This window comes from Vibrio sp. TRT 29B02 (assembly GCF_050113655.1).
Classification (GTDB): domain Bacteria; phylum Pseudomonadota; class Gammaproteobacteria; order Enterobacterales; family Vibrionaceae; genus Vibrio.
Window position 1 is genome coordinate 1 of record NZ_JBNJOJ010000040.1, and the last position, 18,581, is coordinate 18,581.

21 protein-coding genes and 1 pseudogene are annotated in these 18,581 nt (G+C 41.9%); 14 read left to right on the forward strand and 8 right to left on the reverse strand.

The annotated features are described in order from the left end of the window. The 7 genes and pseudogenes from ACQEXT_RS19140 to ACQEXT_RS19170 all read left to right on the forward strand — a co-directional run. Positions 1 to 441, forward strand: a pseudogene (locus ACQEXT_RS19140) (electron transport complex subunit RsxC); the annotation flags it as partial. Continuing rightward, positions 441 to 1,487, forward strand: a complete 1,047-nt coding sequence (gene rsxD, locus ACQEXT_RS19145; RefSeq protein ID WP_426953227.1) for an electron transport complex subunit RsxD — start codon at positions 441 to 443, stop codon at positions 1,485 to 1,487. The pseudogene ACQEXT_RS19140 and the gene rsxD, both read left to right, overlap by 1 nt. Positions 1,488 to 1,496: 9 nt before the next feature. Continuing rightward, positions 1,497 to 2,132 (forward strand): electron transport complex subunit RsxG, encoded by a 636-nt coding sequence (gene rsxG, locus ACQEXT_RS19150; protein WP_426953228.1) that lies wholly within the window; start codon positions 1,497 to 1,499, stop codon positions 2,130 to 2,132. Then, on the forward strand, positions 2,125 to 2,817 hold the full coding sequence (locus tag ACQEXT_RS19155; protein ID WP_138973628.1) for an electron transport complex subunit E: 693 nt from the start codon (positions 2,125 to 2,127) through the stop codon (positions 2,815 to 2,817). Before rsxG ends, ACQEXT_RS19155 begins: the two co-directional genes overlap by 8 nt. Positions 2,818 to 2,871: 54 nt before the next feature. Continuing rightward, the gene (gene nth / locus ACQEXT_RS19160) at positions 2,872 to 3,513 is read left to right on the forward strand and encodes an endonuclease III (protein WP_426953229.1); all 642 of its coding nucleotides are present in this window, start codon (positions 2,872 to 2,874) and stop codon (positions 3,511 to 3,513) included. A 12-nt stretch (positions 3,514 to 3,525) separates the two neighbouring features. Continuing rightward, a complete protein-coding gene (gloA, locus tag ACQEXT_RS19165; RefSeq protein WP_269376200.1) occupies positions 3,526 to 3,942 on the forward strand; it encodes a lactoylglutathione lyase in 417 nt (138 codons plus the stop codon). A gap of 116 nt (positions 3,943 to 4,058) precedes the next feature. Continuing rightward, entirely contained in the window at positions 4,059 to 4,496 is a 438-nt protein-coding gene (locus ACQEXT_RS19170; RefSeq protein ID WP_426953230.1) for a DUF2753 domain-containing protein, read from the forward strand. 66 nt (positions 4,497 to 4,562) lie between these two features. On the opposite strand, the gene motY is transcribed toward ACQEXT_RS19170, so the two are convergent. Continuing rightward, a complete protein-coding gene (motY, locus tag ACQEXT_RS19175; protein WP_426953240.1) occupies positions 4,563 to 5,408 on the reverse strand; it encodes a flagellar protein MotY in 846 nt (281 codons plus the stop codon). 236 nt (positions 5,409 to 5,644) lie between these two features. Here motY and rnt point away from each other — a divergent pair, with 236 nt between their 5' ends. After that, positions 5,645 to 6,304: a ribonuclease T gene (gene rnt / locus ACQEXT_RS19180; protein WP_138972075.1), complete on the forward strand. Its 660-nt coding sequence runs from the start codon at positions 5,645 to 5,647 to the stop codon at positions 6,302 to 6,304. A gap of 28 nt (positions 6,305 to 6,332) precedes the next feature. Next, positions 6,333 to 7,658, forward strand: coding sequence for a Na+/H+ antiporter family protein (locus tag ACQEXT_RS19185; protein WP_426953231.1), 1,326 nt, complete (start codon positions 6,333 to 6,335; stop codon positions 7,656 to 7,658). Positions 7,659 to 7,722: 64 nt separating this feature from the next. On the opposite strand, the gene bamC is transcribed toward ACQEXT_RS19185, so the two are convergent. Continuing rightward, entirely contained in the window at positions 7,723 to 8,748 is a 1,026-nt protein-coding gene (gene bamC / locus ACQEXT_RS19190) for an outer membrane protein assembly factor BamC (protein WP_426953232.1), read from the reverse strand. 55 nt (positions 8,749 to 8,803) lie between these two features. Next, positions 8,804 to 9,682, reverse strand: coding sequence for a 4-hydroxy-tetrahydrodipicolinate synthase (dapA, locus tag ACQEXT_RS19195; protein WP_138972072.1), 879 nt, complete (start codon positions 9,680 to 9,682; stop codon positions 8,804 to 8,806). A gap of 300 nt (positions 9,683 to 9,982) precedes the next feature. On the opposite strand from dapA, the gene ACQEXT_RS19200 reads away from it, so the two are divergent. Both ACQEXT_RS19200 and bcp read left to right on the forward strand, forming a co-directional pair. Beyond that, the gene (locus ACQEXT_RS19200) at positions 9,983 to 10,525 is read left to right on the forward strand and encodes a glycine cleavage system protein R (protein WP_138972071.1); all 543 of its coding nucleotides are present in this window, start codon (positions 9,983 to 9,985) and stop codon (positions 10,523 to 10,525) included. Between the two features lie 122 nt (positions 10,526 to 10,647). Beyond that, the gene (gene bcp, locus ACQEXT_RS19205) at positions 10,648 to 11,118 is read left to right on the forward strand and encodes a thioredoxin-dependent thiol peroxidase (RefSeq protein WP_138972070.1); all 471 of its coding nucleotides are present in this window, start codon (positions 10,648 to 10,650) and stop codon (positions 11,116 to 11,118) included. Between the two features lie 364 nt (positions 11,119 to 11,482). On the opposite strand, the gene ACQEXT_RS19210 is transcribed toward bcp, so the two are convergent. The 5 genes from ACQEXT_RS19210 to ACQEXT_RS19230 form a co-directional block, all read right to left on the reverse strand. After that, positions 11,483 to 12,427 (reverse strand): OmpA family protein, encoded by a 945-nt coding sequence (locus ACQEXT_RS19210; protein WP_331418120.1) that lies wholly within the window; start codon positions 12,425 to 12,427, stop codon positions 11,483 to 11,485. 6 nt (positions 12,428 to 12,433) lie between these two features. Continuing rightward, a complete protein-coding gene (locus tag ACQEXT_RS19215) occupies positions 12,434 to 13,441 on the reverse strand; it encodes a hypothetical protein (protein WP_331418119.1) in 1,008 nt (335 codons plus the stop codon). A gap of 1 nt (position 13,442) precedes the next feature. Then, entirely contained in the window at positions 13,443 to 14,147 is a 705-nt protein-coding gene (locus ACQEXT_RS19220; protein ID WP_331418118.1) for a fimbria/pilus periplasmic chaperone, read from the reverse strand. After that, a complete protein-coding gene (locus ACQEXT_RS19225) occupies positions 14,147 to 16,483 on the reverse strand; it encodes a fimbria/pilus outer membrane usher protein (protein ID WP_331418117.1) in 2,337 nt (778 codons plus the stop codon). Before ACQEXT_RS19225 ends, ACQEXT_RS19220 begins: the two co-directional genes overlap by 1 nt. Before the next feature lie 105 nt (positions 16,484 to 16,588). Next, a complete protein-coding gene (locus ACQEXT_RS19230; RefSeq protein WP_331418116.1) occupies positions 16,589 to 17,116 on the reverse strand; it encodes a hypothetical protein in 528 nt (175 codons plus the stop codon). Positions 17,117 to 17,707: 591 nt separating this feature from the next. On the opposite strand from ACQEXT_RS19230, the gene ACQEXT_RS19235 reads away from it, so the two are divergent. The 3 genes from ACQEXT_RS19235 (at position 17,708) to ACQEXT_RS19245 (ending at position 18,568) form a co-directional block, all read left to right on the forward strand. After that, positions 17,708 to 17,911: a hypothetical protein gene (locus tag ACQEXT_RS19235; RefSeq protein WP_426953233.1), complete on the forward strand. Its 204-nt coding sequence runs from the start codon at positions 17,708 to 17,710 to the stop codon at positions 17,909 to 17,911. A 92-nt stretch (positions 17,912 to 18,003) separates the two neighbouring features. Beyond that, positions 18,004 to 18,243: a hypothetical protein gene (locus tag ACQEXT_RS19240; RefSeq protein ID WP_331418114.1), complete on the forward strand. Its 240-nt coding sequence runs from the start codon at positions 18,004 to 18,006 to the stop codon at positions 18,241 to 18,243. 19 nt (positions 18,244 to 18,262) lie between these two features. Beyond that, a complete protein-coding gene (locus ACQEXT_RS19245) occupies positions 18,263 to 18,568 on the forward strand; it encodes a hypothetical protein (protein ID WP_138973081.1) in 306 nt (101 codons plus the stop codon). The last annotated feature ends 13 nt before the right edge of the window (positions 18,569 to 18,581 follow it).

An 18,581-nucleotide genomic window follows, 5' to 3' on the forward strand; every position in this document is an offset into this window, starting at 1 on the left:
GTTGCGGCCGCTATCGCTCGTGCTAAAGCACGTAAGGCGCAGCAAGACAGTGGCGAAGCTGACAAACCTGCACAAGATGAATCTGCTGATGCTGGCGATGCGAAGAAAGCCGCCGTTGCGGCCGCTATCGCTCGTGCTAAAGCACGTAAGGCGCAGCAAGACAGTGGCGAAGCTGACAAACCTGCACAAGATGAATCTGCCGATGCTGGCGATGCGAAGAAAGCCGCCGTTGCGGCCGCTATCGCTCGCGCTAAAGCACGTAAGGCGCAGCAAAATAGTGCTGAGACTGAGCTACCATCTGAAACACCTCCGGAACCATCTCAGGAAAGCACGACAACCGAGCAAGATCCTAAGAAGGCAGCGGTTGCCGCGGCTATTGCCCGAGCTAAAGCTCGTAAAGCACAGCAAGAACAACAAAAACAATTTGAGGAGAAAGAGTAGTGGCCTTTTTTATTGCCAGCTCACCCCATGCGCACAGTCGTAGAAGCACTCCTGATCTTATGAAATGGGTCGCGCTTTGCGCCCTACCCGGTTTGGCTGCCCAAACCTACTTCTTTGGTTGGGGAACCATCATCCAATTGATGATGGCAATTGTGATTGGTTTATCGTTAGAAGCCTTGGTGATGGTCGCTCGAAAGCGCCATCCTATGTCTGCCTTGAGAGACAACAGTGCGTTAGTCACGGCTTGGCTATTAGCCATCGCGATTCCACCTTTGTCTCCTTGGTGGGTGATTACCATTGGCCTTATCTTTGCCATCATCATTGCAAAACATTTGTACGGTGGTATCGGTCAAAACCTGTTTAACCCAGCTATGGTTGCTTACGTTGTACTGCTGATTTCATTCCCAGTACAGATGACCAGTTGGATCTCTCCAGCCGAGTTACAAGCCACACCAATCTCCAGTGGTGATGCATTATCGCTGATATTTACAGGCCTAAATTTAGAAGGGCTATCGCTGCAGCAAATTCGTAGTGGCATTGATGGTATTACCATGGCGACGCCACTTGATGCCTTTAAAACTTCACTTTTAGCCGGCCACACGAGCAGCGAAGCTTTGAGTCAACCTCAATTTAGTGGTCTGGCTGGCATTGGTTGGGAGTGGGTTAACCTCGCCTATCTCGCTGGTGGACTATTGCTAATTAAACTAAGAGTCATTAATTGGCACATCCCAGTAGGTTTTCTGATCGGTTTAACGCTAATCAGCAGCCTATTTGCGCTGTTTATGCCTGGCACAACCGCTTCGCCTATCGTACATCTGTTATCTGGTGCAACCATGGTTGGCGCCTTCTTTATCGCAACCGATCCCGTTTCAGCGTCTACAACACTTAAGGGGCGTCTCATCTTCGGTGCTTTTATCGGTGCTATGGTGTTTATTATTCGCAGTTGGGGTGGATTCCCTGATGGTGTGGCGTTCGCTGTACTGCTTGGCAACATGTGTGTACCTCTGATTGATTACTACACCAAACCAAGAACTTATGGGCATTAAGGTTACGTCATGTTAAACGCTATTCGAAAAAATGGTGCCGTACTGGCTATTTTTGCCTGCGCTTCTACAGGTGTGGTGGCACTGACAAACTATCTGACTAAAGATCAGATCAACTTGCAGCAACAGAAACAATTGCTATCAGTACTCAATCAGGTGATCCCTCACGATCTGCACGATAATGAGCTCTATAAGGCCTGTACTCTGGTCAATAGCCCACTTCTGGGCACTGATGCTGACATGCCTGTGTACATGGCGACACTAAATGGTCAACCTTCCGCTATGGCAATTGAAGCTATCGCACCAGATGGCTATAACGGAGCGATTAAAATCATCGTCGGTATCAAACAAGATGGTGCGATTTCTGGTACTCGTGTTCTTAGCCATCAAGAAACACCTGGGCTTGGTGATAAAATTGATCTACGCATCAGCGACTGGATTTTAGGGTTTGCGGGTAAGTCTTTGACTGATAGCAATCAAGCCGATTGGAAAGTTCGCAAAGATGGCGGTCAATTTGATCAGTTTACCGGTGCAACCATTACACCACGAGCCGTTGTGAAAGCGGTCAAAAAGACGGCTGAGTACGTCAATACTCACCGAGATCAAATACTGGCTCAGCCACTCACATGTGGAGGCAACAATGAGTGATCATAAAACACTGATTAAGAACGGCATGTGGGATAACAACCCTGCGTTAGTTCAACTTCTTGGTCTGTGCCCACTGTTAGCGGTCTCTTCTACCGTGACCAACGCACTTGGACTTGGAATCGCAACGCTATTGGTGCTGGTTGGCTCAAACGTCACCGTATCATTAGTCCGTGATTACGTGCCTAAAGAGGTACGTATTCCGGTGTTTGTGATGATCATTGCCGCATTGGTGACTTGCGTGCAGTTGTTGATGAACGCCTATGCTTACGGTTTATACCTATCACTAGGCATCTTCATCCCTTTAATTGTGACCAACTGTATCATCATTGGTCGCGCTGAAGCTTTTGCGTCGAAAAACGATGTTCTGCCCTCTGCACAAGATGGGTTTTGGATGGGCTTAGGCATGACGAGTGTACTGGTGGTGTTGGGTGCTATGCGTGAGATCATCGGTAACGGCACTCTATTTGATGGTGCAGATTTGCTATTGGGTGAATGGGCAACATCTTTGCGCATAGAAATTTTCCACTTCGATAACAGCTTCCTACTGGCGCTGTTACCACCGGGTGCCTTCATCGGCGTGGGACTACTGATCGCAGCGAAAAACGTCATCGACAAACAAGTCCAAGCTCGTCAGCCAAAACAACAAAAACAGACTATTGAACGAGCTCGCGTAACCAACCAATAAAAAACCGCGCATTCTTTTATTCGCGTGGCATAAAACACTGGAAAGCAGCCTCAAATGAACAAAGAGAAACGAATACTAATACTGGAACGCTTGAGGGAAGATAACCCGAACCCTCAAACAGAGCTGAACTGGAACACACCTTTTGAGCTTTTAATTGCCGTTCTGTTATCAGCACAAGCAACGGATGTCAGTGTCAACAAAGCCACAGACAAGCTCTATCCGGTTGCAAACACGCCACAAGGGCTGCTCGATCTCGGTGTTGATGGCGTCAAGGAGTACATTAAGACCATCGGTCTGTTCAACTCCAAAGCCGAAAATGTTATCAAGACTTGTAAGATCTTAATCGAACAGCACGGCGGCGAAGTACCTGAAAATAGAGAAGCGTTAGAAGCACTGCCAGGGGTGGGACGAAAGACCGCCAACGTCGTTCTCAATACCGCGTTTGGCTGGCCAACAATTGCTGTCGACACTCATATCTTCCGCGTTGCCAACCGCACCAAGCTTGCAATGGGGAAAAACGTTGACCAAGTGGAAGAGAAGCTACTCAAAGTTGTGCCTAAAGAATTCAAACTCGATGTTCATCATTGGTTAATCCTCCATGGTCGCTACACTTGTGTAGCACGCAAACCACGTTGTGGCAGCTGTATCATAGAAGACCTTTGTGAATTTAAAGAAAAAGTATATCCAGAAAACTAGGAGAGCATAACAATGTCAAATGGACGCATCTTACACACGATGCTTCGTGTTGGGGACTTAGATAAATCAATCAAGTTTTACACTGAAGTAATGGGAATGCAGCTACTTCGTACTAATGAAAATAAAGAGTACGAATACACGCTAGCCTTCATTGGCTTTGGTGACGAATCTCAAGGCGCTGTGATTGAGCTGACCTACAACTGGGGAACGACGGAATACGACCTAGGAACTGCATTTGGACACATCGCTATTGGCGTCGACGACATTTACTCAACTTGCGATGCGATCAAAGCTGCAGGAGGCAATGTGACTCGTGAACCTGGCCCTGTTAAAGGCGGTACAACGCATATCGCATTTGTTAAAGACCCAGATGGTTACATGATCGAGCTGATCCAAAACAAGCAAGCCTCTGCAGGTTTGGAAGGCTAAAACGCCCTAGCATCAATCCAACATTAGGACAGCAACTTACTGTCCTAATTTTTAGACTTTACTTGATAATGATTATCACTTAATCTCTAACTGTTCGCACCGAGGAGATTGATAACATGGGCATTACCGAATGGGAGAAGCATACCTTGCTGGCTGATCTAGCCATGAGTGATGATGACCATCTACGTGGCATACTTCATTACCAACAAGCGCTCACTCTGAGTGAACGTATTAGTGAGCAAGACGAGGTCGATGTAGAAGATCGTTTGATGATTTCAGTGATATCGTGCCACAACATGGCGATGTTCTGGCGCAATATTGGCGACGAGAAATATGAACTGAAGTATCTCCAACTAGCATCAGAAAAAGTACTGACTCTCGTCCCACAATGCCCAAATACCCAGTGCGATGCTTTCATTGACTCGATGGGATGCTGTAAGAAAGCCCTGATCGAATTTATGAAAAGACACCCTAATCCAAACATCGCTAGAATGGTGCAAGATATTGATACTGCTACCAATTGTAACCTGATTGCTAAATTCAGATTAAACTGATCTGGTGCCCTCAATAGCTAAAAGCCAGCAATATGCTGGCTTTTAGCTGTTGAATTGCTCAGCGGTTTAAACCTGAGTACGACCCAAGGATATAACGACACGGCGGTTTCTGTCTTTGCCAATTGGTGATGAGTTATCATCAATCGGTCGACGTTTACCATAACCTTGAACCCGGATACGATCTTCCGGCAAGCCTAACGACTTAAAGTATTCTTGCAACACTTCTGCACGTCGTTCCGATAAGTTTTGGCTCGAACTCTTACTATCATCGGCATCGGTATAGGTTGAGACAAGCACTAAATCGATATCTTGGTTGTGCTTAATATATTCAGCAATTTGCGCCAAGCGTTTCTGTGACTGTTTATTTAGCTCTACGCTAGTACGGTCATAGTGAAGAATAGTAAATGCGATATCTTCGAAGCTGTAAGGCAGTAAATTGGCAATACAATCACTAAAGACATTGTAAGAACGTTGGAAAAGCACCGATGAGAGTGCAACCTCTATTCTTTCGTCACGGCTGCGCCATTCTTGATAACTGAATGTCGGGTATCGCCCCTTCTCTAACTCACCCAGAATATTCCACGCAGTTTGTCCGCCAACATAGCCATCAAACTGTTGGAAAAAGCGGATACTGGTTATCCGGTCGGCACCTTCTCCTGGTCGCCATGCTGGAGGCATAGAGACAAGGCTAACATCACGAGTTTGCCCCATAGGGCGTTTCATCTTGAGCTCAAAGTCGAGATTGATTTTCTTACTGGCGTAAGAAGAAAACACCGCATCACCATAATTGGGGATAGGATGTACGAGCCGACATTCCAATGGTGTATTGGCAACCATTTGCCACGTCGATTGCTGAGGCTTTGCAACATACTGCTTATCCAACGCATACGCTTGGACAGTAAACGCTGTCATGGACAAGGCTAAACTGGTTGCAAACAACTTCTTCATACGATACTTCTTCTCTTAGCTGAACTCTGGCGAGGTGGCTTTTGCCGCTCGATCGCCCGCGACAAATACAATGCAAAAATCTAGCCAACACATTTGTATAGTACAAATTTCCAATGTTTCTTTTTCAATCAGCATTAACGGTTTTTCTTGCTGAAAGAATCTGCAATAATGCCTGCCCTGTCACATAATACGAAGCACACATGACTATAGAAAACGAAGCATTGACGCTAAAAAAACGATTCCGTGGTTACTTTCCCGTCGTTATTGACGTGGAAACTGCGGGATTCAACGCCAAAACAGATGCCCTACTGGAAATCTGTGCCATTACTCTAAAGATGGACGAAAACGGCGATCTTGTCCCCGCGTCAACCATTCATTTTCATGTCGAACCTTTTGAGGGCGCTAACATTGAAAAAGAAGCGCTCGACTTTAATGGGATTCGCGATCCATATAGTCCGCTGCGTGGTGCTGTGACAGAAGACCATGCTCTCAAGGAAATCTACAAGCTTGTGCGCAAGGAACAAAAAGCTGCAGATTGTAGCCGCGCCATCATGGTCGCTCACAACGCAACTTTCGATCACAATTTCGTGATGGAAGCGAGCGAGCGCTGCAAGCTAAAGCGTGTCCCATTTCACCCCTTCGCTACCTTTGATACTGCAACACTAAGTGGTTTGGCCTACGGTCAGACTGTTTTGGCTAAAGCGTGCAAAACGGCCGGGATGGAATTTGACAATAAAGAAGCCCACTCAGCTCTATACGATACTCAAAAAACGGCTGAGCTCTTTTGCGGCATTGTCAATAAATGGAAAGCTCTTGGTGGCTGGCCACTCGTTGCATCGGATGCCGAAACAATAAAATAAAAATGTAAACACAACTTACGAGTAAATTATGAACCCTGTTGTCATTTCTGTATGTGTCATGCTTGCTTTAGCACTGATGCGAGTCAATGTCGTGGTCGCACTGACATTCAGTGCTATCGTCGGTGGCTTGGTTTCAGGTATGGAACTGAATCAAGCTATCTCCGCATTTGAAAGTGGTCTAGGTGGTGGCGCTACCATCGCTCTAAGCTATGCAATGCTCGGTACTTTTGCTGTTGCTATCTCTCGCTCTGGAATCACAGACCTGCTAGCAAATAGCGTGATTAAACGTATTCACGGGAAAGAAAACGCATCGGCGTCAACTGGCCTGAAGTATGCGGTGCTGGTTGCATTAGTTTTGGTGACTATGTCATCACAAAACATTATTCCTGTTCACATCGCCTTTATCCCAATTCTTATTCCACCTCTACTAGGCGTGTTTGCCAAGCTAAACCTCGATCGTCGTATGATTGCTTGTGTACTGACGTTTGGTCTCGTTACACCCTACATGGTGCTACCGATTGGTTTTGGCGGTATCTTCCTCAACAACATTCTGCTGAAAAACTTGCACGAGAACGGCCTAGAAAGCGTCGTTGCAAGCCAAGTGCCTGTTGCTATGCTGCTTCCTGCTGCTGGTATGGTTTTTGGTCTTGTTACTGCGATTTTCTTTAGCTATCGCAAGCCTCGCCAGTATAAAGAAACTGAGCTGACTCATGTTGAAGAAGGTCCAAAGGAGATCAACAAGAAAAACGTATTGGTTGCCGCTGTCGGTATTGTTGCCGCTCTTAGCGTTCAGCTTTCAACTGGTTCTATGATTATTGGTGGCCTTGCTGGCTTTATGGTGTTTACTTTCGGCGGTGTGATTGCGTGGAAAGAAACCCATGACGTGTTCACTAAAGGTGTTCACATGATGGCAATGATCGGCTTTATCATGATTGCAGCGGCAGGTTTTGCCGCAGTGATGAAACAAACGGGTGGTGTTGAATCTCTCGTTGAAGCACTTTCAACCAGTATTGGTGATAACAAACCTATGGCGGCACTACTGATGCTGGTTGTTGGTCTGTTGGTAACAATGGGGATTGGTTCATCATTCTCAACCATTCCAATTCTTGCCACTATTTACGTACCACTCGCGGCGGCTTTCGGCTTCTCACCGATGGCCACTATCGCACTTGTTGGTACCGCAGCGGCTTTGGGTGATGCAGGTTCTCCGGCTTCTGATTCAACCTTAGGCCCAACATCTGGTCTAAATGCTGATGGTCAACACGAACATATCTGGGAAACCGTGGTACCAACCTTTATCCACTACAATATCCCACTGATTGTATTTGGTTGGATTGCAGCAATGGTGTTGTAATCACGACAAACACATACAAAAAAAGCTGACCTTAGGTCAGCTTTTTTATTGGGAACAATCGGGATTACCGCGCTTGTTTTTCAACAACCGCAGCCAACACTGGCACCATATCTTCAAGCAGTTTTGCTTCGACTGGCTTACCAGATGAATCGGTCACGTTAATTGAAGTACGGTTACCAAGATCACCAAATAGGAAGGTGTAAGTCCCAGAGTTTAGACCAATTGGTTTGACACCAATATCGTTCCAGAACTGATCATCAGGTGCCGCATACTTCGCTTTGACCGTACCTTGAGATTGGTTACGCTCTTCAAGAGTAAAGCCCATAGTCGGCAGAAGAGTCGGTAGACGGTTCCACAGTACGTTGTATTGAGTTCGAGCAATAATAACAGGGAAGCCACTGCGGTCTGAACCCATTGTGATCGGGATCTGCTTCACTAACTGTTCTGCTTTACGAGCTGCTTCTTCACGTAAGTCTAGGTCATAACGAGCCGTCACTAAGTTAGTCATCAGCGCGTTGTAACGTTCTTTGTTAGTAGCAGTAACAGGTAGCTTTTTACCTGCTTCACGCCAATCAATTAGAGAAATACGAAAGCCATGACGGCCATCAGCAACGACGCGCTCAATTTGGTAACGTGCGCCAAGCTCAACGTCCTCGTCTTCAGACATCCAGCTTACCCAATCCGTCTCTATACGTGTTGAAGTCTGTTCGCGAATCGCTATGTTTCGCTCTTGCAGCATCTTCTCTGCGGTTTGCCAAACTTTCTCAACTTCATCTTCACGGAGTAGCCAAAGTGTCGTTTCACCGCGCCTACGTTCAGCTCTTGCACCCGGAATCAATTCTAATACTTGCTGAGGAGGACGAATATCAACCTCTTTACCCACACCACCAGAAAACTCCCCCTGAGGAATTTGATAGTTAGTGTAAAACTGCGGAGTTGCCCCTTCAGCCAACTTCCACTCTTGCATCGGTGCCGTATTTAAGTATTCAAAGTCATCCTTAGCCTGACGACGTTGTGTCGCACTGCCTGAACATGCACTTAAAACAAAAACAGCTAGTGAACTGACGACTAGCTGGTGAGACAATTTCATTGAAACTCCTGATACTTGTAAGCCGGAGCATTGCTCCGGCCATCCATATTCAAATTTAGTAAATGCAAGCTTCCGTCATTGCTTGAGCCACAGTCGGGCGAGCACTTTCAGATAGCTCTGTCAGTGGCAGACGCAAACTACCATGTTCAATCAGGCCTAGTTTATGCGCTGCCCACTTGACTGGAATTGGGTTCGACTCGATAAACAGGTTTTTATGTAAAGGCATCAAGCGTTGGTTAATAATTTCCGCTTCTTCGTACTTACCTTCACGAGCCAGTTTGAACATTTTCGCCATGTCTGCGGCTGCAATGTTATTGGTTACCGAGATAACACCATTGCCACCCTGTTTAACGAATTCCAAACCTGTTAGGTCGTCACCACTTAGTAAGATAAAATCTTCGCCACAAAGTTCACGGTGAATTGCAATTCTGCTTAAATCGCCTGTCGCATCTTTAAGTGCAACAATATTTTCGATTTCAGACAAACGCGCCACTGTTTCTGGCAGTAAGTCTACCGCAGTACGGCCTGGTACGTTGTACAAAATTTGTGGTACATCGCTCTCTTCTGCGATGGCTTTGTAGTGCTGGTACAAACCTTCTTGCGTTGGTTTGTTGTAGTAAGGCGTAACACTTAAACAACCTGCAATCCCTGAGTTGTTTAGTAGACGGCTGAATGTGACAGACTCGTGCGTTGCATTTGCACCCGTTCCAGCAATAATAGGGATTCGCCCGTCAGCAAATTCGACCGACTTCGTCACGACCTTGACATGCTCTTCAATAGTCAGCGTTGCCGATTCACCGGTCGTACCGACTGCTACGATGCCATCGCTGCCCGCTGCAATATGGTACTCCACCAGCTTCTTCAGGCTCACGTAATCTACTTCGCCATCATGATTAAACGGTGTAATTAACGCTACAATACTTCCTGAAAACATGTCTTTCTCCCTAATTTAGATACTTATCGCATGGTACTGTAAGGCGATTGATAAAGACAAGCACTTAGATGCGCTTAAATCACCTAAATGAATGAATATTTATTGGATGTTAGAACTCTGGCAACATACTCCTTCTATTTTCCGCCGTGTCAGTACTAAGTGAAGAATTCGGTGCTCGTTGTCGATCCGATTAAAGCAGACTCAATTCGGTAACAAAAAGCGTTGTCTGGCGCATTTTTCTCACTCGCTTCTGTGCTAAGCTCTCTCATTAATAAAAACAACTTTGATAAAAGTGAACCTATGACTCAACATCTAGTGATTACTGCGGTAGGAACAGATCGCCCGGGTGTCTGCAACCAAGTTGTACACCTAGTCACTCAGTCTGGATGCAATATTGTTGACAGTCGTATCGCCCTATTCGGCAATGAATTTACTCTCATTATGTTACTTTCAGGTAACAATGCTGCCATCACTCGGGTAGAAACGACCCTTCCCCTGCTTGGTCAAGAGCATGATCTGATCACGATAATGAAACGCACATCTACTCACGCTTATCTAGAAAACGCCTACACGCTTGAAGTGTTTGTAGAATCGGCTGATAAGCCTGGACTGACGGAAAAATTTACTCACTTTTTTGCTCAAAAAGAGATCGGTTTATCCTCGCTCAGTGCTCAGACCATAGATAAAGCCAAAATCGATGCGGCGTCAGATCAATTTCACATTGCCATCACGGCTACCGTTGGGTCCGAGTGTAACCTGATGCAATTACAAGAAGAGTTCGACACGCTTTGCCGTGACCTAGAGGTACAAGGCTCACTTAATTTCATAAAAAATAGTCAATAAGGCGTGTCATGAACACTCGGCTTTGATGTGATGGACGCACACTAACAAAATAAAGGCTCAAAACACGGCGTAGGGGTTCACTCTACGGCGGATATAATATATTAGAAAATAAGGAAAAACCGATGGCAATTGAAACTGGACAAACAGCACCAGATTTTACCCTGAATGATCAGGACAATAACCCAGTGACACTATCTGAGCTTCAAGGAAAAAAAGTACTGCTCTACTTCTACCCACGCGCTTCAACACCAGGCTGCACCGTTCAGGCTCAAGGATTACGTGACAATAAAGCTGAACTGGATGATCACAATGTTGTGGTTCTTGGCGTCAGTCCTGACGCCCCAAAAAAGCTAACCAACTTTATCAATAAGCAAGAGCTGAACTTCACGTTGCTAGCCGATGAAGAACACGCTGTTTGTGAAAAGTACGGTGTTTGGCAACTTAAGAAGTTTATGGGTCGTGAAAATATGGGAGTTGTTAGAACCAGTTTCCTAATTGATGAAGCTGGTAACCTCGAACATGTATTCCAAAAATTCAAAACCAAAGATCACCATGAAGTGGTACTAGATTACCTAAACCAGAAGTCAAAATAGCTTTGTGGCAAGACAGACGCTAATGTGCATTAGTTCCGACTAGATCTGACACTTTAATTTGAAAAAGGGCCTTGCTGAGCTTATCTAACGTAACCGAGGCTTAAAGTACTTCGTTATTTGCTAACACGGTTTCATACAGTGAACGACTGTGGTCGGCATGAGACTGCAATGCCCTTAAATAAATGACTAACTAGCGAAAAACTGGCCTTGAAATATTATTATGCTCAGATGAACGGAATCATGGCGATTGTCAAAGCTATAAATAAGTTTATAGGATTAGATATAATCGTCGAAAGTTAACGGCTAGCAATATGTTGCATTTTTAATATTCTAGCTTTCTTGAGCAATAACGCATATTTTTCTACTAATCATTTGAGTAAATAATTTTGATTTCAACACGGCGATTAGTGGCCATACCTTCCTCAGTATCGTTTTCAACCAGAGGATTTTTCTCTCCTTCAAAGTTGACACTAGTCAATTCATCCTCTAAGCCTAGATTCACAATTAAATCTGCAACACGGTACGCTCTTTTTTTGCTCATAAGTAAATTGTAAGAGTCATCTCCATTAGAATCGGTATGCCCAGTCACAACTATATTAAGTATCTTACTTCTATCAACACTGTTTAAAAATTTTATTACCTTGCTGTTTTCTTCAGCACTGTAATATGATGAATTTTTAGGAAATAACACATAACCCGTTTGCTCGGAAAAAACATTTTCCTTCACATAACTTTCGTACTGGTGGTCATTTCCTTCGAAGGCGATGGTTTTTGACTCTTTAATTATCTCATTACTTTCCCTTTGTTTAGAGTTCAAATTATAACTGAATTCAATAAAAGATGAGAGGTAGTCCATCGTATGTCCATCCTCTCTAGGTTGATCGTATTGATAACCAAAAGAAATTCTGGAATTGCTGTCAAAGAAATACGTAAGGCCTAAGGTTAATTTAGGGTAAAAAGAGTCAAATCTATTGTTAGGGGAAGCATGGCCTATCCCCAACGATGTGTAAGCAGTGAGGTTTTCCCTAATATCAAACATATCAAACTTAAATGCTGCACCAATATCATATATATTATCTACGGCCACTGAAGGTAGCTTACTTAAAGTCAGATTGATATCCACACGGTCATATATTCTGGAACCATAAAGCAGCCCATAAGAGAATCCAGAATTCGAGACTAATGCCAAGTCATCATCTTTCGGAACAAATTTATTAAACTTTACGCCAATATAACCATCGCTTGCATATGCTGACGATAACATCATATATATCATCAACGATAAAGTAGTGTGGAATAGCTTATTCATGTTAGTTTACTTCACTGTTAAAGTCACAACAATCGTTGACCGCTTAATACCTGGTTGTGTACCAAAGAAATTTGTAGTAATTAGTAACGGAATATTCTCTTCACTATTTGCGGGGATTGAAGGAACCAATTCCGGTGGAAATTCAGTTCCATCTAGCGGCACATCTACATTAGCGGAAGTATGCTTAATGGCGTAAAATGCATCACCTAACCTACCTATGGTAGTAGAGAGAGTATTGTCAGCCGTGAAAGAAATAGAATACCTAGAGCTATCGATATCAACTATATTTGGGTTAAATATATTGAAAAAGTTGATTTCTTTAGTCTTAGGGTTGCTATCAGTAGTGGTACCAGAAAGAATAATATTTTCATTATTAAACGATAGCCTTGGCGTTTCAATAGAGTTATATATCTTAATAGTGCCTCCGGGCCACCGTCTGCTTGAACTAGTTCTAAGACTGCCACTACTAACACTTAATTTGAAAATATCTTTGTTTGGTATCACTTTGGTGAAAGTTTGGGGAGTATGGGCAGTTTTTATCAGTGTAGTAACTAAAGCTACAGGATGAATTGCTGAAACATCCCTTGCACATAAAGCGCCTCCTGGCGTGACATTACAAGTCACCAAGTTAATTCTTCCAAATCGGTAAGTTTTAAAGTCCACTCGTGTTTTTACTGCCAGATAATCGTTTATTTTATATACAACACTACCATCAAATCTTATGGGATAAAGTGAATATGGATGCCCAAGGGCTGAAGCATAAAAATTATCTCTAGTATTACAAGTTAATAAAAACTTGCTAGGATCACTCGTCTGAGATGCTTTTAATCGAGTTGTCATTAGTTCAGTTCCAATAGGTATGCTATTGAAAGTTGAAATATCAGCCTCATAGTTTAGATATTCATCTGCGATCCATATAATCTTATGAATTGTATCATCTGCATTTGCCCCACAAGTAGCGTAGCTAGGTAAAGATATAACTATCAAGAATGCAAGAGTAATCAATCGAATCATTTTATCGTCTTCCTGTTATCGTGTAGCTCTTGGTCGCACCCCAGTCATCTATTGCGTTAATAGTCAATGAATCTATCGACGTAACACCTTCTTGTGACCAAGTAACTTCGCTAAACGGTGGAAAGACAGCGAGGTCACTTACAACACTATCCGGAGCCAGTATGTCTTTATTACTGTCATGAATTGTCATCTTTGTAAGAGCAAAATGAAAAGGTGTAGGGTTGTATAGTGTTATAGAGTTTTTATTATTGATAAAATAAATTAATTGCTCTGCCAAGTACCTATTCTTAGAGATGGATGACGGTCTATAAAATAACTTTACCTTCGTATTCATACTTATCACCAGCGAGTTAGCTGAATAGTTCTGAATAATAGGAATTTCTTGCGCTTCAATCCAAAATAAGCTCTCTATATCCTTAGCTAAACTTTCTTTGTTTAAAATTTTCAATCTGACAGCTTGTGCCTTTCCACTATCTATTTTAAATACTGGAGGAGAAGCAACAATTACTGGACTATCTTGTCCATCACTTTTAATATCACTATTTATGCTAACCACGCCAGCGGTTCTTTGTTCGGATTTATTGATAATATTTAACCTCAACAACTTGTCACTTTCATCGAAAATATACCTAGTACTATCTAATACAAAAGCAGCTTGACTATACATAGAGATTGTGGAAATTATAAAAAATAATGATATACGCATCAATTTATGCACCTCGCATTTTGAATTTTATCTATGTTTACCTTCAACTGTGTCATGTCGATCTTGCAATTCTCACCTAAAGCCCCCTCAATATATACTACTTGATTGAGCTCCTTGGCTGTAATAATGATGAGGTTCCCATTACCATATCCAATTTGCTTGCCTTTACTATCTATTGCTTTGGCTCCATTTTTTAAAATACCATTCTCTCCAACTATATTAATGTAGTAGTTATAGACAGGTGTAACACTTGATTTTTTATATACTACCGCACCTCTTACAGGTTTAGATTCAAATGAACTATCTGATAGATCTACGTCAGTCTCTATATTTCGATAATCGAGGTCAATTCTATTTGTGGCATATGGTTGTAATGAGACAAGTGCAATGCCGTTTTTATTTGTAATCGTTCTTTTGATACGTACGTTTGGCAGATCCTCAACTTCGATGACAGCCAAGGTTTCTTGATTCGTTGATGATAGTCCTACCCCAGTTTTCTCGGTCCAGTATACGTTCCCTCTTACAGAACCACTAAAATGATAATCTGATTCACCATTTCCATGGTCCTCATAATAGGTGGATAGCGAATAATTCGATATATTATTTCGTGCTTGATGTCGCATTGAAAATCGCTTTGTATATTCATTATCAAAGTAGGATAGATTTGTAGAGTTCCTATCACCGTCGACAAAGGATGCAGAAACGGTTCGACTTATTCTATCTTCACTAAATGACGAGGATAAATTATACATCTGGTTTCCGTTATCATTTGTTAGTCCTAAATTTACTGTCAGGAGGAATGAGTCACCAATATTATCTTCGTAATAACTTGCATTGACCGATGTTTGAACGTCGTAAATTTTCATCGAACTTGAAATTGTGACCCCTTGTTTATTGTACTCTTGGCCCCAATAACTCTCGTTCCATAGCGATGCCGAAATATTTGATTCAAGTATTCTTGAAGATACTCTCCCCTCATAACGCGATTTTGGCTTGTCATACTTATTCAATATATAGCCATAATCAGAAAAGCTCAGGTAGTCCTCATCTTTGTAGTAGTAACTCAACAATTGAAGATTTGTTACGTCACCCAGCGATCTAGAATATTTTATATTAAAAGAGTTCCCTCTCTTTTTATTTTTATTTTCATCAACATAAATTGAGTGATTTATAAATGTAGAAACTGCTCCTACGCTACCGAATTGTGAAGAAAAAGAGAGTCCACCCGATAAGTATCCGTCACTCAATAAAATTTCACTTCCCCAAGTGATGTAGTCGCTACCTTGATAATATCCAGCACTTAAAAATAATGGTTCATCTTTAACATTAATATTTTCCAAACTTAGTGAGCTCTGTTTGTAGCCTAGCGAAATACTATAATCACTTGAATTTGGTCTCATTAGCTCAGGTATAATGGTTACAGGATATAATTCTGTACGTCTTCCCCCTTGCTCATCATATATTACGACCTCAATATCACCGGTAGATACAGGTCTAAGATTCGTGATAACATAAGGACCAGATGGATATTTATCTTGAAGTAGTAAAACTCCATTTTGGAAAACTTTAATTACTGAAGAACTATCTAAATTACCTGAAATAATTGGGGAGTAACCGACCCAACTAGAATTTTTCATGCTTTCTGAGCTCGACAGGTCCAAACCAAGGAAACTAAATGAGTTATTCATTTCACTTGTAGACTGTAATTGTCCGATTGACAAATATGATTGTATACTTGGAATTGCTTGGTATGCACTAGCCGAAGAAAAATACATCGAGTTCTTATCCATTGACACTTTAAGGCTAGCGACCCATTTATTATAGTTAATTGTAAAATCAGCATCGCCAAAGTAATCTAGATCACCTTTGAAACCGTCATAAATAGATCCATGATATGACATCCTGACAGCGTTAATGCCAAAATCATAGTCAGTTATTTCTTCATCTTTCTTAAAGTAGGCTTGTGGTATATTTAATTTAATTTGCGCATGATGTGCATCTATTTGCAATTGCGTGTGTGTTTCTAGCGCTAGATAATAACAGTCGTATTTCTCATTGTAATATTGAACATAATATTCCTGATAGTTAATCCCGCGTAGAGCTCTATTTGACTCTAACCATTTTAAATCAAAGCAAATTGATTTTTTGCTTATTTCAAAATCTCTTACAATAAAACTATGACTACCTATATATTCACCATTGACATAGACATCGAGGATGTTATCGCCCTGAAATAGCTCAAAATCATTCGATAAGTATTGCTTGAATAATTCATTTTCTATTTGGGACAAATCAAAATATGAAGTGTTTTCTCGATATTCATTTGCGTGTGTCATACTTATGTTAAATAATATAAGTATCGTTAGAAGCCGAATCAACAAAGCTTGCCTCCAAATCAGCGAGCTCGAGGAGTTTTCTCAAGCTCGCTGCACCTATATTATTTACTTATATGCCACTGTGTACGATATAGTACTAGCGTACGTACCAGCCGTAGCTCCTGCTTTCAGTTTGGCCGAGAAAGCCATTGATGCAGCAGCCCCCGTTGCTTCACTTGCAGCAAATGCGACAGTCGGATTCAGGGAGTTAATCACTGTAGAGCCCGCTGCTGGTTTTGCCGTCAGCTCTACGACTGAGCCTACCGCGCTACCGTTTTCATTTCTTATACCTTCCCCACTAAGAGCAGAGCCACCCCAAGTAACGTCTGCTCCAAGCATGTTAGCGCCTGTTAATGAAGCACATGAGCTAGTAGGATCTGGCTTTAGTTCAAACGAGACTTCAGAGCCTACTCCGTTCACTGGAACCACACCTAGTTCTACCACGTTGCCTGATGCATCAGCGCCAGCGACAAACAGTTCACAAGTTTGTGTGGTAACACTACCCATTAAAGTGATTTGTCCTTGGTTGGCATACGTAAGATGGGATGCAGATAGTAATGTGACAAACAATAGAGAATTAATTTTTTTATTCATAGAAGCCTCTTGAGCAATTTGTTACTAACGATAATGTTAGGCCGCCATAGTAATTATTTTTATTTATTCCGTATGTCAGATGTTTTGGGTAAATTATGTAAGAATATTCTTTAGTCACTTATCAAAGAAGGCAACTGTCCTAAAAATCTCTATTCGTTGGTTTTCGACAAATAACTTTCGATGAATCTAGGCTTTGTCATTACATAATTCGATTAGAAGACATGGTAGGCGCTGTTTTACGCGATGCATTGCAGTATCCGATAAAGAGAATGTTTTTCCTCATCAACAAAAAAAGGTCCACAAACCGCTGGGGATTAAGGCTTTATGTACTGCTTCCAGTTAGTTGTTTTGTAACGAGGTTTAGGCATGAGACTGCGGCGATTGATGAGGGGATGCCGTTTGGATTGTAGCTTCTTGATTTCGTTCCATCGATTTAACCAAAAAAACTAGATAACAAACAAAACAAGATTAACCCTACAAATGAACACACATACTCCTACACGCATCATGGAAAGAAGCTTGTTATATTCAGGACATCATATGGCTTAGAACTACAACTGCTATTGATACTTTTAAATCATGGGAGAGTGCATGAATAGTAAGAATAGAAAAAATCTAATCGAGACTCAGGAATGGGTTAATAGCTTAGTGGCATCAGACTTGAGTAGAGAACAGGTGCTAGAATCGATTATGGAAGAAATATACACCAACATAGAGATTTTAAATCTCAAAATGCAAGATTTAAAATCAATGATGAACGATAGAAAATCGCACCAAAAGGAACGCATCAAATAATTAAACTTGGTAGTAAAACCAATTTAGCCAGTGATGATTTTTACATATCGTATCTGGGCTAGATCATATATAAACAGAAGAAGCCAGGGAAAATGGATAAGTTCAAATTTCAAGTATTAACAACATTAATTTTATTAATCGTAGCCATTATAACCTCTTTGGTTGCAGTGAATTTTTTAGCGTTTAAAGAAGAAAGTGTTTCATTAACAAAAGAAATTATTAACGAAAAAAACAATACAATAGAGAGGGTACTTTATGAAGGTTTCGACAACTATCTAGATAACTTAAATAGTGTGAGTTTCGCGTCATCAGAAATTTTTGATGGTGTATAAAAGCAATAAGGTACCTCTTATGTATTGGTTAGAAGTTTGTAATAATGAAGAAGTAAAAAGGCTTAATGAAGTTACTATCGCTTGCTTCCAAGACGACATTAAGTTGTTGGTTGAGAATAAAAGTGACTTACCAAAACTTGAAAGAACTCTTTATAAGTTAAAGGGCGCTGCGTTGTGTTTAGATATGGATGACCTAACTCAAGCTATTATTGTGACTGAATACAAAATCATGCTTGGCCAAGTATCTGGATTAAAACAAGACATTGATTTACTGGCTGTTATGATGAGAGATAAGATCAATCTGTTAGATAAATATCAATCCTAACTAAAGTGTAAGT

Bases quoted from the DNA above. Each gene is read 5' to 3' on its own strand.
- rsxG (WP_426953228.1), top strand. From the start codon at position 1,497: ATGTTAAACGCTATTCGAAAAAATGGTGCCGTACTGGCTATTTTTGCC.
- ACQEXT_RS19155 (WP_138973628.1), top strand. From the start codon at position 2,125: ATGAGTGATCATAAAACACTGATTAAGAACGGCATGTGGGATAACAAC.
- nth (WP_426953229.1), top strand. From the start codon at position 2,872: ATGAACAAAGAGAAACGAATACTAATACTGGAACGCTTGAGGGAAGAT.
- gloA (WP_269376200.1), top strand. From the start codon at position 3,526: ATGTCAAATGGACGCATCTTACACACGATGCTTCGTGTTGGGGACTTA.
- ACQEXT_RS19170 (WP_426953230.1), top strand. From the start codon at position 4,059: ATGGGCATTACCGAATGGGAGAAGCATACCTTGCTGGCTGATCTAGCC.
- motY (WP_426953240.1), bottom strand. From the start codon at position 5,408: ATGACAGCGTTTACTGTCCAAGCGTATGCGTTGGATAAGCAGTATGTT.
- rnt (WP_138972075.1), top strand. From the start codon at position 5,645: ATGACTATAGAAAACGAAGCATTGACGCTAAAAAAACGATTCCGTGGT.
- ACQEXT_RS19185 (WP_426953231.1), top strand. From the start codon at position 6,333: ATGAACCCTGTTGTCATTTCTGTATGTGTCATGCTTGCTTTAGCACTG.
- bamC (WP_426953232.1), bottom strand. From the start codon at position 8,748: ATGAAATTGTCTCACCAGCTAGTCGTCAGTTCACTAGCTGTTTTTGTT.
- dapA (WP_138972072.1), bottom strand. From the start codon at position 9,682: ATGTTTTCAGGAAGTATTGTAGCGTTAATTACACCGTTTAATCATGAT.
- ACQEXT_RS19200 (WP_138972071.1), top strand. From the start codon at position 9,983: ATGACTCAACATCTAGTGATTACTGCGGTAGGAACAGATCGCCCGGGT.
- bcp (WP_138972070.1), top strand. From the start codon at position 10,648: ATGGCAATTGAAACTGGACAAACAGCACCAGATTTTACCCTGAATGAT.
- ACQEXT_RS19210 (WP_331418120.1), bottom strand. From the start codon at position 12,427: ATGAATAAGCTATTCCACACTACTTTATCGTTGATGATATATATGATG.
- ACQEXT_RS19215 (WP_331418119.1), bottom strand. From the start codon at position 13,441: ATGATTCGATTGATTACTCTTGCATTCTTGATAGTTATATCTTTACCT.
- ACQEXT_RS19220 (WP_331418118.1), bottom strand. From the start codon at position 14,147: ATGCGTATATCATTATTTTTTATAATTTCCACAATCTCTATGTATAGT.
- ACQEXT_RS19225 (WP_331418117.1), bottom strand. From the start codon at position 16,483: ATGACACACGCAAATGAATATCGAGAAAACACTTCATATTTTGATTTG.
- ACQEXT_RS19230 (WP_331418116.1), bottom strand. From the start codon at position 17,116: ATGAATAAAAAAATTAATTCTCTATTGTTTGTCACATTACTATCTGCA.
- ACQEXT_RS19235 (WP_426953233.1), top strand. From the start codon at position 17,708: ATGAATAGTAAGAATAGAAAAAATCTAATCGAGACTCAGGAATGGGTT.
- ACQEXT_RS19240 (WP_331418114.1), top strand. From the start codon at position 18,004: ATGGATAAGTTCAAATTTCAAGTATTAACAACATTAATTTTATTAATC.
- ACQEXT_RS19245 (WP_138973081.1), top strand. From the start codon at position 18,263: ATGTATTGGTTAGAAGTTTGTAATAATGAAGAAGTAAAAAGGCTTAAT.